Genomic DNA, 14,079 nt, shown 5'->3' with positions numbered 1-14,079 from the left:
CGCCCCGGGCGCAGCCCGATCAGCGCTGGGCGACCACGTGCAGCTGGCTCGCCAGCGGTTGGAGCTCGGGCCGCTGCGCCGCAGCGCGCTCGAGCTCGACGAGGGCCTGGGACGACCCCGGCTCGGCGTCGAGGAGAGCGCCGGGCACGAGGTCGGCGAAGACGCGCACGCCGTGGACCGACACGGTGCGCAGACCGGCGGCGGCGAGCAGCTGCTCGAGCTCGGCACGGGCGAACCGACGGCCCGTGCGGCCGGCCTGACCGGCGGGGTCGTCGAGCAGCTCTCGCGCTGCGACGAACTGTCCGGCCATGGCGCGCGCGAGCACGGCGGCGTACCGCTGCGCCACGACGAGGCTGAGGTGACCCCCCGGACGCAGGACCCCGGCGAGCGCGTCGAGCGCCTCCTCGGGGTCCGCGACGATCTCGAGCACCCCGTGGCACAGGAGCAGGTCGACGGAGCCGGCCGCGACCACTCCGCCGGGGCCGCGCAGGTCGCCGAGGTCTCCCTGGACCCCCTCGACCCGGTCCTCGACACCGGCCTCGGTCGCCCGCCGGTGGAGCGAGGCGAGCGCGTCGGGGCTCGGGTCCACCACGACGACCCGGTGACCCAGGGCAGCGAGCCGCACCGCGTGGCCCCCGGTGCCTCCGCCGACGTCGACCACCGACATGCCGGGATCGACGAGCAAGGGGTCGAGCGCATCCCGCACGACCGCACCGCGAGCAGCCTCGCGGCGCTCACCCGGACGCTCTCCTGGACGCGCTCCACCGAGCGGCTCTGGCGACATGCGGACCACCCTAGTGACCCACCACCCACCGGACAGACCTCCCCTCCGGACACCTCGACCCCGATCGAACAGATGTTCGATCGGGGTCGATGCTACGTCACCCCGGAGCTCCGCACCAGCGTGCGCGCGCGGACCTGGGGACGAGGCGGACGGTCAGCCCCAGATCTGGTCGGCCCAGACCGGGTTGTCGATGAACGGGTTGCGGTTGCCCTGGAACTCCGACTGGATGAGGTCGTTACGACGCTCCTCGAACGCGTCCGGCGGGTCCTCGGCGTTCCACCGCAGCAGCACCGAGACCCGACCCATGTTCGGCGCCGAACCGTTGCCGACCCGGTCGTTGACCTCGAGGTCGGCGAACCCGTCGCCGCCCTCGTAGCGCACCGACATGTAGAAGATCATCCGCGCCACGTCGCCCTTGACCTCGTCGCGCGGCTCCCACGAGTCACCGTCCGCGAAGTTGCCCGGCGCCTCGTCGTTCTCCGTGCCGCCCTCGTCGAAGTCGAGGTTGCCACGGTCCGAGTTCACCGTGACGTCCTCCGGCCGCAGGTGGTGCAGGTCGGTGCCGGGGCCGGTCGCCGTGCCGAAGTCGCCGTGGGACTTCGCCCAGACGTGCTCCCGGTTCCACTGGTCGACGCCACCACCGTTGTTGCTCTTCGGCAGCGACAGGCCGCTGTAGAGCGTCAGCACCCGCGAGGAGTTCGACGGGTCCTCGTCGGTGACCTTGAGCGCGTCCCACACCTGGGAGTAGGAGAGCGCGTCGACGCCGGTCGAGATGATGTCGTGGAGGGCCGACTCCAGGGCCGGGCCGGTGAGGCCGTCGGCAGCGTCGTAGTAGCCGGCGGGAGCGCCGGCGCCGGTGGAACCACTGACGGCGGTGGAGCCGCTGACGGCGGTGGTCGCGCCGGACGCCGGCGGCGTGTCGGCGGTCGCGGACGGCGCCGCCTGTGTCGCGCCGAGCCCGAGGGCGAGGGACAGGGAGAGCACGAGCGTCGCCGAACGGCGACGCTTCCCGAGAACGTGCTGCATGGATCCAGAGCTCCGATGTGGTCGGGGAGCCGTGACGGCTCCGTTGAGGCGACCCCGGGCGGACCCCGGAGTCCACTCGGCACCCTAGGGGTTGCGGGCGCCTCACCGCCCTCGGCGGGACGACACGTTTCGGCGACGGCCTCGCGACGATCCGAGGAAGGTCAGGCGACGCCCGCACCACCCGCGGCTCCCGTGATGCCCTCGACGATCTCCGACCACGCGTGCGGGATCAGGCCGAGCTCGGCCTCGACGACCGCCAGGAAACGGTCTGCCTCTCCGACCAGCTCGTCGGCCTCGTCCTGCGTCGTCGCGCGCGCCGACCCGGCCTGCGCCGCCGCGTAGGTGCCGGCCCCGGACGCGAAGAAGGCCGCCCAGTCGGACAGCTCGGGCACCGCCTCGCGGAGCAGGACCCATGCGTTGCGCGACCGCCGGCGGGCGCCGGGGGCGGGGACCGTGCGCGCCGCCAGCAGGGCCGCGGCGGCCCGCAGGGCGGCGACGTGGGCGCACGCGTAGCGCGTCGTCGCATCGGGCGCGAGCAGGGCCTCGCGCAGGGACGTCGCCGACCGCGTCAGGTAGGCGTGGGTGGCGGCCGGCAGGACGAGCCCGCCGGGGCGGGCGCCGGGAACCGCGCTGCGTCGCGGGTCGCCGTGCTGCGTCATCGGGGTCTCCTCGGTGGGGGACGTGCTGTCCCCGCGGACACTAGGGAGACCCACTGACAGTCCTGGTCCGCGACGACCGCGGACCCCGTGGGATGACCTGTCGTCAGTCCTCGTCGACCACGCGTGCCCAGTGACCGCTGTGGGCGTTCTGGAAGTAGCGCCGGTTGGCGGGGTGCCACAGGAGCAGCAGCGTCAGGCCGTGCAGCGCGACGGAGACCGCGGCCAGCAGCATGAGGACCAACGGGGTGCCCGGCGTCGTGCCCAGCACCAGCTGCACGACCGCACTCATGGCGACCAGGGCCGTCAGGGTGTAGAGCGCCCACCGCGCCCCCACGCGCACCATGGCGACGAGGACGAGCGCCAGGGGCACGTACGTCGCGAGCATCGTCAGCGCCACGCGGAAGAAGCCGAAGGGCGCGAACGAGGACTCCCGCACGGCGGCGATCGTCTGGCCCGTCGCGGCTGCGTGAGCGGTGATCGAGGCGTCGCGCAGGGTGTCCTGCAGGAGGTAGGTGACCGCGGTCGCGACGGTCATCACGAGCATCTGCGCGACTGCGGCCCGCAGCGCGAGACCGACCATCGGCGGCACCGGAGCGGTCGTGGTGACACGCTCCCCGGTCGCCGACGCTCCTCGATCGATCGCCATGCTCGTCACCGTTCTCCCCGTCCTCACCGCACGCCGCCCACGCGACCCCGCTGGTGCTTACCAACTCGTTACCCGACGTAAACGTCGATGCTACCGAGAAGTCGCCCCCGACCTCGGTTCGGCGGCGGTGGCCCACGCCACACGAAAGGGCCCGCTCACCCTCCACAGCCTGGCCGGCGAGCGACCGGTCATTTCCCCGGTCAGCCGGGGAACACGCCACTCCGCCCATCAAATTTGATGGTCTAAGTGACACCTTCCCCGGTCAGCCGGGGAAAGTGTCGGCACCTCTACGATGACGCGCGTGCCTGCGTCCCCCTCGCCCACCGGATCCCGCTGATGGCGGACGTCGTCGTCGTCGGCGGCGGCTACGGGGGGCTCGCCAGCGCCGCGAGGCTCGCCAAGCAGGGGCACGCGGTCACGCTCGTGGAGGCCGGCGAGCGGCTCGGAGGGGCGCTGGAGCGCGTCGTGCGGGACGAGTTCGCCTGGGACGCCGGTCCGAGCAGCACCCTCCTCCCGGCGGTGGTGCGCGACCTCTTCCGCAAGACGGGCCGCCCGCTCGAGCGCGAGCTGACGTTGCAGCACCGGGACCTGGTGCGTGAGCACCGCTTCGTCGACGGCACCTCGCTCCGGCTCCCCGGCAGCTCGCGGGAGGCCCAGCAGGCCGCCGTCGACGGCCTCTCCCCCGGCCTCGGCGAGGCCTGGCTGGACCACGTCGCGGCGTACGCGGAGACCTGGGAGGTGCTCCGCCGCGAGCACCTGGAGCGCCCCTGGCTGCCCAGCCTCGCCGACCGAGCCACCCGCGCCGTGCTGTTCCCCCGCGAGTCCCTCGCCCGCCGCACCCGCCGCTCGTTCCGCGACCGACGGCTGCGGCAGGTGGCCACCTGGGCCGCCGTGGCCGAGGGCCACGACCCCCGCCAGGTGCCCGCGTGGGTGGGGGTGACGGCCTACCTCGAGCAGCGGTTCGGCGTCTGGACCGTCGCCGCGGAGGACGGCGGGATGTCGGCCCTCGCCGACGCCCTCGAACGGCGTCTCGCCACGCGGCGGGTGGACGTCGTCCGGGACACCCGCGTGCTCGACCTCGAGCTGCGTGGCGGTCGCGTCGCCGGCGTGCGCACCGCAGCCGGGACGCTCGACGCCGACGTGGTCGTCTGCGCGATCGACCCCCGCCGCCTGCCGACCCTCGCTCCCCACGTCGCCCGCACCCTGCCCGCACTGCCGGCACCGGTCGCCCACCTGGGGCTCGAGGCCGACGGTCTCCCGGACCTCCCCGAGGAGACCGTCGTGCACGGCAAGGACGTGGCGTTCTCCATCACGACCGGCGGCACCGCGCCGGACGGCACCCGCGCCTGGACGGTGCGCGGCCGCGGTCGGCTCCACGAGGACGTGGTCGAGGCGCTCGCACGACTCGGCACCGACCTGGACCTGCGCCGACGGATCGTCCGCCGCGTCGACCGCAGCCCCCGCGACCAGGTCGAGACCTGGGGCGGCACCCCCTGGGGCGTGCAGTGGCAGGGCCGCGGCACGGTGACGGCCCGGCTCGGCCCGACCACGCCCGTGCCGGGGGTGTACGCCGCGGGGGCGCACGCCGCTCCCGGCGCCGGCCTCCCGTTCGTCGGGCTCTCGGCAGCCCTCGTCGCCCAGGCCGTCGGCCCCGCCGAGCGACCCCGCTGAGCGGACCCGCTGAGCAGACCCGCCGGCGAGCGCGCTCAGGCCGCGATGCGCAGCGCCGCGAAGATGTCGCGCGTCGCCCGGGAGCGGTTGAGCGTGTAGAAGTGCAGCCCCGGCGCGCCGCCCGCGAGCAGGGCGTCGCACAGCTCGGTGGCCAGCTCGACGCCGATCCGGCGCACCTCGGCGGGTTCGGTGGCACCGTCGAACCGGGCCATGACCTCGGCCGGCACCTCGCAGCCCGAGAGCTCGGCCATGCGCCGCACCGACGCCAGGTTCGTGATCGGCATGATGCCGGGCAGGATCGGGATGTCGGCTCCCGCGGCGCGCGTGCGCTCGACGAGCGCGAAGTAGTCGCTCGGCCGGAAGAACAGCTGGCTGACGGCGAAGTCCGCCCCGGCGGCGGCCTTGGCGGCCAGCACCCGGGCGTCGTGCTCCACGCTCTCCGAGCCGGGGTGCCGCTCGGGGAACGCCGCGACGCCGATGCCGAACCGCCCGGGCGTGCCGAGGCGCCCGTCCAGCGAGCGAGCCAGCTCGACGAGCTCGACCGCGTGGTGCAGCCCGCCCTCGGTGGGCGTCCACGGCGCGGAGGGCCCCTCGGCCGGGTCGCCCCGCAGCGCCAGCACGTCGTGGACGCCGGCCGCGGCGTACGCCCGGAGCACCTCGACGAGCTCCTGCCGCGTGTGGCCGACGCACGTGAGGTGGCCCATGGCGCGCAGCGTCGTCTCGCGGGCGATCCGGCCCGTCATCCCGATCGTGCGGTCCCGGGTCGAGCCGCCCGCGCCGTACGTCACCGAGACGAACGTCGGCTGGTAGGGCTGCAGCTCGTGCAGCGCCGTCCACAGCTGCTCCTCGCCCGCGGCGTCCTTGGGCGGGAAGAACTCGAAGGAGAACGAGCGGTCTCCCCGCCGCAGCAGCTCGCCGATGCTGGGCCGGCCGGGCTCGCTGGGCTGGCGGTCACCGGGCGTCGGGGGGCCGGACAGGTCGTCGCTCACGGTCACCGATCCTAGGTCGCGCCGCACGCCCCGGCCGGAGGCGTCCACCAGCCGGTGGGCACCGCCACCCATGACCTAGGGTCGACACGTGCCGCCCGAGACCTTCGACGTCGCCCGCTTCGACCTCGTGGGGGCGATCGCCGACGCGCTCGAGGAGTTCCTCGACGAGCAGACGGAGCGCCTCGCGCCCCTCGGTCCCGACGCCGCCGCGCTCCTCGCCGAGGCGAGGGTCACGGTCAGCGGCGGAAAGCGGCTGCGGGGGCGGTTCTGCTTCTGGGGCTTCCTCGCCGTGCGCCCCGACCCGACGCCCGCGGAGGTCCGCGCGGTCGTGCGGGCTGCTGCCGCGCTCGAGGTGCTCCAGGCGAGCGCGCTGGTGCACGACGACCTCATGGACGCCTCCGACACCCGTCGCGGCCGTCCCGCGACCCACCGGGCCTTCGAGGCGCGCCACCGCGAGGCGGGGTGGACCGGTGACGCGGAGCAGTACGGCGCGGCCGCCGCCATCCTGCTCGGCGACCTCCTGCTGAGCTGGGCCGACGAGCTCCTGCGACGGTGCGGGCTGCCGCTGCCGGTCGTCGCGCCCGCCCTCGACGTCTTCGACCACTGCCGCAGCGAGGTCGTGAGCGGGCAGTTCCTCGACGTGTCCGTGCAGGCCCGTGGTCGCGCCGACGTCGACGAGGCGATGCGGGTGCTGCGCTACAAGTCGGCGAAGTACTCGGTCGAGCGACCGCTCCACGTCGGTGCCGCGCTGGCGGGCGGCGACGCCGCGCACCTGCGGGCGCTGACCGACTTCGGGCTGCCGCTCGGCGAGGCGTTCCAGCTGCGCGACGACCAGCTCGGCGTCTTCGGGGAGCCCGCCACGACGGGCAAGCCCGCCGGGGACGACCTCGTCGAGGGCAAGCGCACCGTGCTCGTCGCCCTCGCGCTGGACGCGCTGCCGCCGGCCGACGCGGCTGTGCTCGACGCCGCCCTGGGCTCGCCGCTCGACGCGGCGGAGGTGGAGCGCCTGCGGGACCTCTTCCGCGGCAGCGGTGCCGAGGCGGCCGTGGAGGACCTCATCGCCCGGCTGACGGCCACGGCGCTCGACGCCCTGGCCGCCGCACGCTTCCCCGCGACCGCCACCGCGGCGCTCGAGGCGCTCGCTGTGGCGGCCACGCGGCGTACGTCGTGAGGGTCAGTTCATCGCCTGCGCTCGCCGCTTGACCTCGGCCCCGCGGTTCTCCACGAGCGCGTCGACCGGACGTCCCGGCAGGGCGGCGTCGGTGTAGAGCCACGCGATGATCTCGCGGTGGTCGAACCCGTGGTCCGTCATCATCACCGTCAGGCCGGGGAGCCCCTTGAGCAGCTCACCGTCCTGGACGAACAGGGCCGGCACCTGCTGCCCGGCCCCCGGCGCGGGCACGGCCGCCGGCAGCTGGTTCTCGCGGATGAGCGCACGCACGCGGGACACGCTCACGCCCAGCCGCCGCCCGGCCTCGGCCCAGTCGATCCAGTCACCCACCAGCGCCCCGAGGTCCGGCGCTCCCGTCGTCTCGCTCATGCGGCCCATCGTCTCAGGTCGACCGGCGGCGACGAACACGCCGGTCGGCCGCTGCGGCACCGACCGGGGGCGCCTCGTTCCGTATCCTGGCCCGCAGTGCCCCGCCGGACGCGGCGTCGGCCACGACGACGACGAGGACCATCGTGCTGCCCGACGAGCCACCCGCCTCCCGGGGTCCCGGCGGCCCCGCAGGGGTCGGTCCGGACCTCGCCGGGCGCGTGCTCGAGGGTCGCTACCGGATCGCGGAGCTCGTGGCCCGCGGCGGCATGGCGAGCGTGTACGTCGCGACCGACCTCCGGCTCGACCGCACGGTCGCCGTCAAGGTCATGCACCCGTCCCTCGGTGACCCGATCACCGGCAACGAGAGCTTCGCGCAGCGCTTCGTGCGGGAGGCCCGCGCCGCGGCACGCCTCTCCCACCCCAACGTGGTGGCGGTCCACGACCAGGGCAGCGACGACGGGCTCACCTTCCTCGTCATGGAGCACGTGCCCGGGAGCACGCTGCGCGACGTCATCCGCGACCGCGCGCCGCTGAGCCCGGCGCGGGCGCTCGCGTTGCTGGAGCCGATCGTCGCGGCCGTGAGCGCCGCGCACCGCGCGGGGATCGTGCACCGGGACGTGAAGCCCGAGAACGTCCTCATCGCCGACGACGGCCGCGTCAAGGTCGCCGACTTCGGCCTCGCCCGCGCCGTCGACGCGGACTCGCACCACACGACCACCGGCGGCGTCCTCATCGGCACCGTGTCCTACCTGGCGCCCGAGCTCGTCGTCGACGGCACGTCCGACGCGCGCGCCGACGTCTACGCGCTGGGCGTCGTGCTCCACGAGCTGCTCACCGGTCAGAAGCCGCACCAGGGCGAGACGCCGATCCAGATCGCCTACAAGCACGTGCACGCCGACGTGCCCCCGCCGTCGCGGCTGGTGCCGGGGCTCCCGGCGTACGTCGACGCCCTCGTCGCGCGCGCCACCGCCCGCGACCGCTCGCAGCGGCCGGCGGACGCCGGTGTGCTGCTGCACCACGTCCGACGGGTGCAGCAGGCCCTGAACGAGGGCGTGGCGCGCGACGACGACCTCGTGGCCGACCTGCTCCCCCGGCCCGCGACGCCCGACGACACCGACACCTCGCCGGAGCCGTTCGACGCCGCGGACCTCGCGGCGCTGCGCGGGGACGGGTTCGCGGAGGCGGAGCTCTACCCCGCGCTGGCGCAGGCCTCCTCACCCGTGCCCGACGACGGCGCCACCGCGGTGCGCCGCCGCCCGTCCGCCGCGCTCCCGCCGACCCCGCCGCCGACCGCGCCGCCGACCGCGCCGAGCGACCTGACCAGCCGTCTCTACCTGGGGCCGGAGGAGCACGACGACACCGACGACGACACCGACGACGACACCGACGACGCGGACGGCGCCGAGGCCGCCGCCCTCGCCGCGCGCCGCGCCTCGCGCCGACGCGCGCGGCTGCTGGGGTCCGTCGTCATCGTGCTCGCCCTCGTCGGCGGGCTGGCCTTCTACTTCCTGTCGTGGCGCTACGTGCCGGCCCCCCGCCTGCTCGACCTCACGCAGGCCGAGGCGACCGAGCGGGCGCAGGCCGACGGCTTCGACGTCGAGGTCGGCCCGGCCGGGTACTCGGAGACCGTCGCCGCCGGCCTCGTCATGGCGACCGACCCCGAGGGCGGCGAGGAGCTCGTGCGCGGCGGCACCATCACGCTCACGATCTCCCGCGGCCCGGAGCGCTACGCGGTGCCCTCGCTGCGGGGACGCACCGCCGACGAGGCGCGCGAGGCGCTGGAGAGCACGAACCTCGCGTACGCCGAGGCCGAGCCCCGGTACGACGAGGAGGTGCCCGAGGGTGCGGTCATCGCCTCCGATCCCGAGCAGGGCACCGTGGTGCGCCCCGACGAGACCGTGACCGTCGTGCTCAGCCTCGGGCGGCGCCCCATCCCGGTGGAGGACTTCACGGGGCGCTCCCGCGAGGAGGCCGAGGCGGAGCTGACGACCGGCGATCCCGAGATCGAGGGTGACGAGCTGCAGGTCAGCGTCACCGAGGAGTTCTCCGACTCGGTGCCGGCGGGCACCGTCATCAGCCAGGACCCGACGAGCGGCACCCTCAACCTCGGCGACACCGTCACCCTCGTCGTGTCGAAGGGACCGGAGCTCGTCACCATCCCCGAGGGCCTCGTCGGCGGGCGCGTCGAGGACGTCCGCGGACAGCTCGAGGGGCTCGGCCTCGTGGTCGACGAGCAGGGGCTGATCGGCAGCGACGGACCGCGCATCGGCTACGTCACGGGGGTCAGCCCGGGCAGCGGCGAGCAGGTGCGCCGCGGCACCACCGTGACGCTGACCGTGCTCTGAGGCGGGCCACGCCCTAGACTCGCGCCCCATGCGCAACCCGGTCGGAACCCATGTGCCCGTGGGCAGGAACCTCCGCGACGGCGCCCTCCGCACGGCCCAGGAGCTCGGCTGCGAGGCCGTCCAGGTCTTCGTCGGCAACCCGCGGGGCTGGTCGCTGACCCCCGGCGACCCCCGCGTCGACGCCGGCTTCGCCGAGGGCGCGCGCGCCGCAGGTCTCCGCACGTTCGTCCACACGCCGTACCTGGTGAACCTGGGCTCGCCCACCCCCGCGACGTACGAGCGGTCGGTGGCCGTCGTCGCCCACAACCTGGAGCGGGCGGCTCGCATCGGCGCCGAGGGCGTCGTCGTGCACACCGGTTCGTTCGTGGAGGTCGACCCCGAGCGGGCCGAGGAGCGGTACGCCGCGGCGATGCGCCAGGTGCGCGAGGGGCTGCTGCCCGTGCTCGACGCCCTCGGCGAGGACGGCCCCTGGCTGCTGCTCGAGCCGACGGCCGGCCAGGGCCGTTCGCTCTGCGCGGGCGTCGACGACCTCCCGGCCTACCTCGACGCCGTCGACCGGCACCCGCGCGTCGGCGTCTGCCTCGACACCTGCCACGTGTTCGCCGCGGGCGCCCCGCTCGACGAGCCGGGCGGCGCGACGGCGACCCTCGACCGGCTCGTCGAGGTCGCGGGCGAGGGCCGGCTGCGCCTGGTGCACGCCAACGACTCGCTCGACGTGCGCGGGTCGCTGCGGGACCGCCACGAGAAGATCGGCCAGGGCCACATCGGGCTGGGTGCGTTCGAGGAGCTCTTCCGCCACCCGGCGACCGACGGCGTCCCCTTCGTGCTGGAGACCCCCGGCTCGCGCGACGCCGACGACCCGGACCTCCCGCTCCTGAAGAAGCTGCGCGAGGCCGCCGCCGGCCCGGAGGGCGACGGGTGAGCGTCTGCGCCGGGTGCGGCGCGACGATCGGCAGCGGTCGGTTCTGCGGCGCCTGCGGGCGCCCGGTGGACGCCGCCGGCCCGAGCACCCCCAGCACCCCCAGCACCCCGCCGCGGAGCAGCAGCACCACCGGCACCAACGAGCGCATCCCGCGCGTCGACGCGCCGCTGGCGGTGCCGGACGCGGCCCCCACGGGCCCGGGCACCGAGGCTCCACCCGTCGCCTGGACGCCGGGCGGGCACGGTGGCGGACCGCGCTTCCCGCTCTACGCCGACGAGGTCGCCACGGCGTCCGCGACGCCGGCGGTGCCCGCGGCGCCGGAGGCCGCAGCGCAGCCAGCTCCGCACCGACCGCGACCGTCGCGCGCCCTCCCCGTGCTGGTCGTGCTGCTGGCCGTGCTGCTCGTCGGTGTCGTCGTGGGCGGCAGCATCCTGCTGGCCCGCGACACCGAGCCGACGCGGTCGACCGAGGCGTCCGGCAGCCCGGGCGACGGGTCCGACGGCTCGACGGCGCCGGACGCGCAGGACGCCGAGCCCGACCTCGACGTGCCCGAGCCGCGCGCCATCACCTCCCTCGCGAGGGCGTCCGCGTCCCGCACCGCCCCACCGGGCACGAGCCTCGACGGCAGCCGGGTGGAGTACGACGCGGCGAACCTGGTCGACGGCGACACCAGCACCACCTGGCGGGTCGAGGGCGACGGCACCGGCGAGGTGCTGACCTTCGCGTTCGACGAGGAGGTGGCGGTGACGTCCGTCGGCCTCGTCAACGGCTACGACAAGGTCGACACCGACCCCGACGGCGGCGAGGTCGACTGGTACGTCCGCAACCGCCACGTCACGCAGGTGCGCTGGACGTTCGACGACGGTCGGGTGCTGGAGCAGGACCTGGCCGACGACCGGGCGATGCAGACCGTCACGATCCCGGCGGCGCGCACGTCGACGGTGCAGCTGGAGATCGTGGCCGTCTCCGGTCACGGCGGCGCCGACCGCACGCCGATCAGCGAGGTCGAGCTCGACGGCGCGCCGGTGGCCGAGCTCGACTGAGCCCCTCGGGTCGCTCAGCGGGGCAGCGCGGCGAGCACCCGGGCGGCGCGCTCCGCGTCGTCGCGGGACACGTCGAGGTGGGTCACGAGCCGCACCGTGGTCCGGCCCAGCGCGGACACCCGGACCCCCTCGGCGGCCGCGGCCGCGACGTACGCCGCCGCGTCGCCGACCTCCCGCACGACGATGTTGGTCGCGACCCCGGTGGGGTCGACGTCCCACGCCTCGGCCAGCAGCCGGGCGTGGGCGTGGTCGTCGGCGAGCCGCTCGACGTGGTGCTCCAGGGCGTGGAGGCCGGCCGCGGCGAGCACACCCACCTGGCGCATGCCGCCACCCATCCGCTTGCGCCACACGCGGCTCTCCGCCACGGCGTCGGCGCTGCCGACGACGAGGGAGCCGACCGGCGCCCCGAGCCCCTTCGAGAGACAGACGGCGGCGACGTCGACGAGCCCGCCGTACGTCGCCAGCGGCACGCCCGTCGCCACGTGCGCGTTCCAGATGCGGGCGCCGTCGAGGTGGATCCCGACGCCGTGGGTGTCCGCGAACGTCCGCAGGGCCTCGAGGTCCGCGAGCGGGACGACGGTGCCGCCCGCGAAGTTGTGCGTGTTCTCGATCGCGACCGCCCTCGTGGCGACGAAGAAGGGCCCGAGGTCGGGGGCGAACAGGCTCTCGACCGCGGCCAGGTCCACTCCGCCACCGGGGTCGCTCCACGTGCGCATCGTGAGGCCCGTGTAGGCCGCGTGGGCGCCCAGCTCCGCTCGCGCGATGTGGGCGCGGGAGTCGCAGAGCACCTCCTCGCCCACGCCGACGAGCGTGCGGAGCGCGAGCACGTTCGCCATCGAGCCCGTCGGGCAGAAGAGCGCGGCCTCGTGGCCCAGCAGCGCGGCGACGCGCTCCTCGAGCGCCCGGACCGTGGGGTCCTCGCCGTACACGTCGTCGCCGACCTCCGCGTCCGCCATGGCGCGGCGCATCGCGGGGGTCGGCGACGTCAGGGTGTCGGAGCGGAGGTCGACCGGTCGTGCGGTCGCCTCCGTCATGCCCCGGCGGGGACGGCGGCGGGAGCGGCGGTGGGGGTGGCGCGCAGCATCTCGGCGACGTGGAACGCCAGCTCGAGCGACTGGACGCGGTTGAGCCGCGGGTCGACCACCGACTCGTAGCGGTGCGCGAGACCGTGCTCGTCGATCTCCTCGCCGCCGCCGACGATCTCGGTGACGTCGTCACCGGTCATCTCGACCATCATGCCGCCGGGCACGGTGCCGAGCGCCCGGTGCACCTCGAAGAAGCCGCGGATCTCGTCGAGCACGTCGTCGAAGCGACGCGTCTTGTAGCCCGTCGACGCCTCGAAGGTGTTGCCGTGCATCGGGTCGCTGACCCAGGCCACCTGCACGCCCTCGGCGGTGACCTTCTCGACCAGCTGGGGCAGGCCGTCGCGCACCTTCGCCGCACCGAAGCGCGTGATGAAGGTGAGGCGTCCGGGCTCGTTGGCCGGGTTGAGCTTCGCCGCCAGGGCGAGCGCGTCGTCGGCGGTCGCCGACGGGCCGAGCTTGCAACCGATGGGGTTGCGGATGTGGCTGAAGTACTCCACGTGCGCGCCGTCGAGCTGGCGGGTGCGCTCACCGATCCAGACCATGTGGCCGGACACGTTGTAGGGCAGCTCCGTGCGCGAGTCGATGCGGGTCAGCGCGTGCTCGTACTCCAGCACCAACGCCTCGTGGGACGAGTGGAAGTCGACCTTGTGGAACTCGACCGGGTCGGCGCCGATGGCCGCCATGAAGTCGAGCGCGCTCTGGATCTCGCCCGCCAGCGCCTCGTAGCGCTGCCCGACCGGCGAGCTGCGCACGAAGTCGGTGTTCCACTCGCTGACCTGGCGGAGGTCGGCGTAGCCGCCCGTCGTGAACGCGCGCACGAGGTTGAGGGTCGCGGCCGACGCGTTGTAGACGTCGACGAGCCGCTGCGGGTCGGGGATGCGCGACTCGGGCGTGAACTCGTAGCCGTTGACGGCGTCACCGCGGTACGCCGGCAGCGTCACCCCGTCGCGGGTCTCGAGGTCCGAGGAGCGCGGCTTGGCGTACTGGCCCGCGAGACGCCCGATCTTCACCACGGGCACCTTCGCGGCGTACGTCAGCACGACGGCCATCTGGAGCAGGACGCGCAGCTTGTTGCGCACGTTCTCCGCCGTCACGCCGGCGAAGGTCTCGGCGCAGTCGCCGCCCTGGAGCAGGAACGCCTCGCCGCGGGCGACCGCGGCGATCTTCGCCGTGAGGTCGTCGCACTCGCCGGCGAACACCAGCGGCGGAGCGGTCCGCAGGGTCGTCACGGCACCCTCGAGGCGCGCACGGTCGGGATAGGTCGGCTGCTGCGCGGCGCCGAGAGCGTGCAGGGAAGCCAGGTCGGGAATGCTCACCGGCCCAGGGTACGACGCGGGGTCCCTCCCCTCCGAACCCGTTTCACGGCAGG

Annotated in this window: 13 protein-coding genes; 5 read left to right on the top strand and 8 right to left on the bottom strand. The window is 74.9% G+C overall.

The window, feature by feature from the left end; all coding sequences use genetic code 11:
* Window positions 1–19 precede the first annotated feature (19 nt).
* The 4 genes from G3T38_RS01800 to G3T38_RS01785 all read right to left on the bottom strand — a co-directional run bounded on the left by G3T38_RS01800 (window position 20) and on the right by G3T38_RS01785 (window position 3,115).
* Window positions 20–784, bottom strand: a complete 765-nt coding sequence (locus tag G3T38_RS01800) for a methyltransferase domain-containing protein (RefSeq protein ID WP_163770343.1) — start codon at window positions 782–784, stop codon at window positions 20–22.
* A 153-nt stretch (window positions 785–937) separates the two neighbouring features.
* On the bottom strand, window positions 938–1,810 hold the full coding sequence (locus tag G3T38_RS01795) for an endonuclease I family protein (protein ID WP_163770342.1): 873 nt from the start codon (window positions 1,808–1,810) through the stop codon (window positions 938–940).
* Window positions 1,811–1,971: 161 nt separating this feature from the next.
* A complete protein-coding gene (locus tag G3T38_RS01790; protein ID WP_163770341.1) occupies window positions 1,972–2,469 on the bottom strand; it encodes an SAV_6107 family HEPN domain-containing protein in 498 nt (165 codons plus the stop codon).
* A gap of 103 nt (window positions 2,470–2,572) precedes the next feature.
* Window positions 2,573–3,115 (bottom strand): hypothetical protein, encoded by a 543-nt coding sequence (locus G3T38_RS01785; RefSeq protein ID WP_163770340.1) that lies wholly within the window; start codon window positions 3,113–3,115, stop codon window positions 2,573–2,575.
* 336 nt (window positions 3,116–3,451) lie between these two features.
* On the opposite strand from G3T38_RS01785, the gene G3T38_RS01780 reads away from it, so the two are divergent.
* A complete protein-coding gene (locus tag G3T38_RS01780) occupies window positions 3,452–4,786 on the top strand; it encodes a phytoene desaturase family protein (RefSeq protein ID WP_163770339.1) in 1,335 nt (444 codons plus the stop codon).
* 35 nt (window positions 4,787–4,821) lie between these two features.
* Here G3T38_RS01780 and metF read toward each other — a convergent pair whose 3' ends face one another.
* Entirely contained in the window at window positions 4,822–5,775 is a 954-nt protein-coding gene (metF, locus tag G3T38_RS01775; RefSeq protein WP_338037397.1) for a methylenetetrahydrofolate reductase [NAD(P)H], read from the bottom strand.
* Between the two features lie 88 nt (window positions 5,776–5,863).
* Between metF and G3T38_RS01770 the strand changes: the two genes are divergently transcribed.
* Complete coding sequence (locus G3T38_RS01770; protein WP_163770337.1) at window positions 5,864–6,946, top strand: polyprenyl synthetase family protein; 1,083 nt, start codon at window positions 5,864–5,866, stop codon at window positions 6,944–6,946.
* 3 nt (window positions 6,947–6,949) lie between these two features.
* Here the strand turns inward: G3T38_RS01770 and G3T38_RS01765 are convergent, their stop codons facing one another.
* Window positions 6,950–7,315, bottom strand: a complete 366-nt coding sequence (locus G3T38_RS01765) for an Rv2175c family DNA-binding protein (protein ID WP_163770336.1) — start codon at window positions 7,313–7,315, stop codon at window positions 6,950–6,952.
* A 143-nt stretch (window positions 7,316–7,458) separates the two neighbouring features.
* Here G3T38_RS01765 and G3T38_RS01760 point away from each other — a divergent pair, with 143 nt between their 5' ends.
* Genes G3T38_RS01760 through G3T38_RS01750 form a run of 3 tightly spaced genes read left to right on the top strand, consistent with a single transcriptional unit; the run spans window position 7,459 to window position 11,625 of the window.
* Window positions 7,459–9,660, top strand: a complete 2,202-nt coding sequence (locus G3T38_RS01760; protein ID WP_163770335.1) for a PASTA domain-containing protein — start codon at window positions 7,459–7,461, stop codon at window positions 9,658–9,660.
* 28 nt (window positions 9,661–9,688) lie between these two features.
* Complete coding sequence (locus tag G3T38_RS01755; protein ID WP_163770334.1) at window positions 9,689–10,582, top strand: deoxyribonuclease IV; 894 nt, start codon at window positions 9,689–9,691, stop codon at window positions 10,580–10,582.
* Window positions 10,579–11,625 carry an NADase-type glycan-binding domain-containing protein gene (locus G3T38_RS01750; protein WP_163770333.1) on the top strand — a complete coding sequence of 349 codons (1,047 nt, stop codon included), beginning with the start codon at window positions 10,579–10,581 and terminating at the stop codon, window positions 11,623–11,625. Before G3T38_RS01755 ends, G3T38_RS01750 begins: the two co-directional genes overlap by 4 nt.
* A 14-nt stretch (window positions 11,626–11,639) precedes the next feature.
* Here G3T38_RS01750 and G3T38_RS01745 read toward each other — a convergent pair whose 3' ends face one another.
* Both G3T38_RS01745 and G3T38_RS01740 read right to left on the bottom strand, forming a co-directional pair.
* Window positions 11,640–12,659: a threonine aldolase family protein gene (locus G3T38_RS01745; protein ID WP_163770332.1), complete on the bottom strand. Its 1,020-nt coding sequence runs from the start codon at window positions 12,657–12,659 to the stop codon at window positions 11,640–11,642.
* The gene (locus G3T38_RS01740) at window positions 12,656–14,026 is read right to left on the bottom strand and encodes a class II 3-deoxy-7-phosphoheptulonate synthase (RefSeq protein WP_163770331.1); all 1,371 of its coding nucleotides are present in this window, start codon (window positions 14,024–14,026) and stop codon (window positions 12,656–12,658) included. The genes G3T38_RS01745 and G3T38_RS01740 overlap by 4 nt, the downstream gene beginning before the upstream one ends.
* Window positions 14,027–14,079: the final 53 nt, after the last annotated feature.

Source organism: Nocardioides zeae (assembly GCF_010686755.1).
GTDB classification, from domain to species: Bacteria; Actinomycetota; Actinomycetes; order Propionibacteriales; family Nocardioidaceae; genus Nocardioides; species Nocardioides zeae.
Note: the sequence above shows the minus strand (reverse complement) of the source record. Positions and strands in the feature narration are given on the sequence as shown.

What these genes read in the sequence shown, in the direction of transcription:
- G3T38_RS01800 (WP_163770343.1), bottom strand. Translation starts at nt 784, where the DNA reads ATGTCGCCAGAGCCGCTCGGTGGAGCGCGTCCAGGAGAGCGTCCGGGT.
- G3T38_RS01795 (WP_163770342.1), bottom strand. Translation starts at nt 1,810, where the DNA reads ATGCAGCACGTTCTCGGGAAGCGTCGCCGTTCGGCGACGCTCGTGCTC.
- G3T38_RS01790 (WP_163770341.1), bottom strand. Translation starts at nt 2,469, where the DNA reads ATGACGCAGCACGGCGACCCGCGACGCAGCGCGGTTCCCGGCGCCCGC.
- G3T38_RS01785 (WP_163770340.1), bottom strand. Translation starts at nt 3,115, where the DNA reads ATGGCGATCGATCGAGGAGCGTCGGCGACCGGGGAGCGTGTCACCACG.
- G3T38_RS01780 (WP_163770339.1), top strand. Translation starts at nt 3,452, where the DNA reads ATGGCGGACGTCGTCGTCGTCGGCGGCGGCTACGGGGGGCTCGCCAGC.
- G3T38_RS01765 (WP_163770336.1), bottom strand. Translation starts at nt 7,315, where the DNA reads ATGAGCGAGACGACGGGAGCGCCGGACCTCGGGGCGCTGGTGGGTGAC.
- G3T38_RS01755 (WP_163770334.1), top strand. Translation starts at nt 9,689, where the DNA reads ATGCGCAACCCGGTCGGAACCCATGTGCCCGTGGGCAGGAACCTCCGC.
- G3T38_RS01745 (WP_163770332.1), bottom strand. Translation starts at nt 12,659, where the DNA reads ATGACGGAGGCGACCGCACGACCGGTCGACCTCCGCTCCGACACCCTG.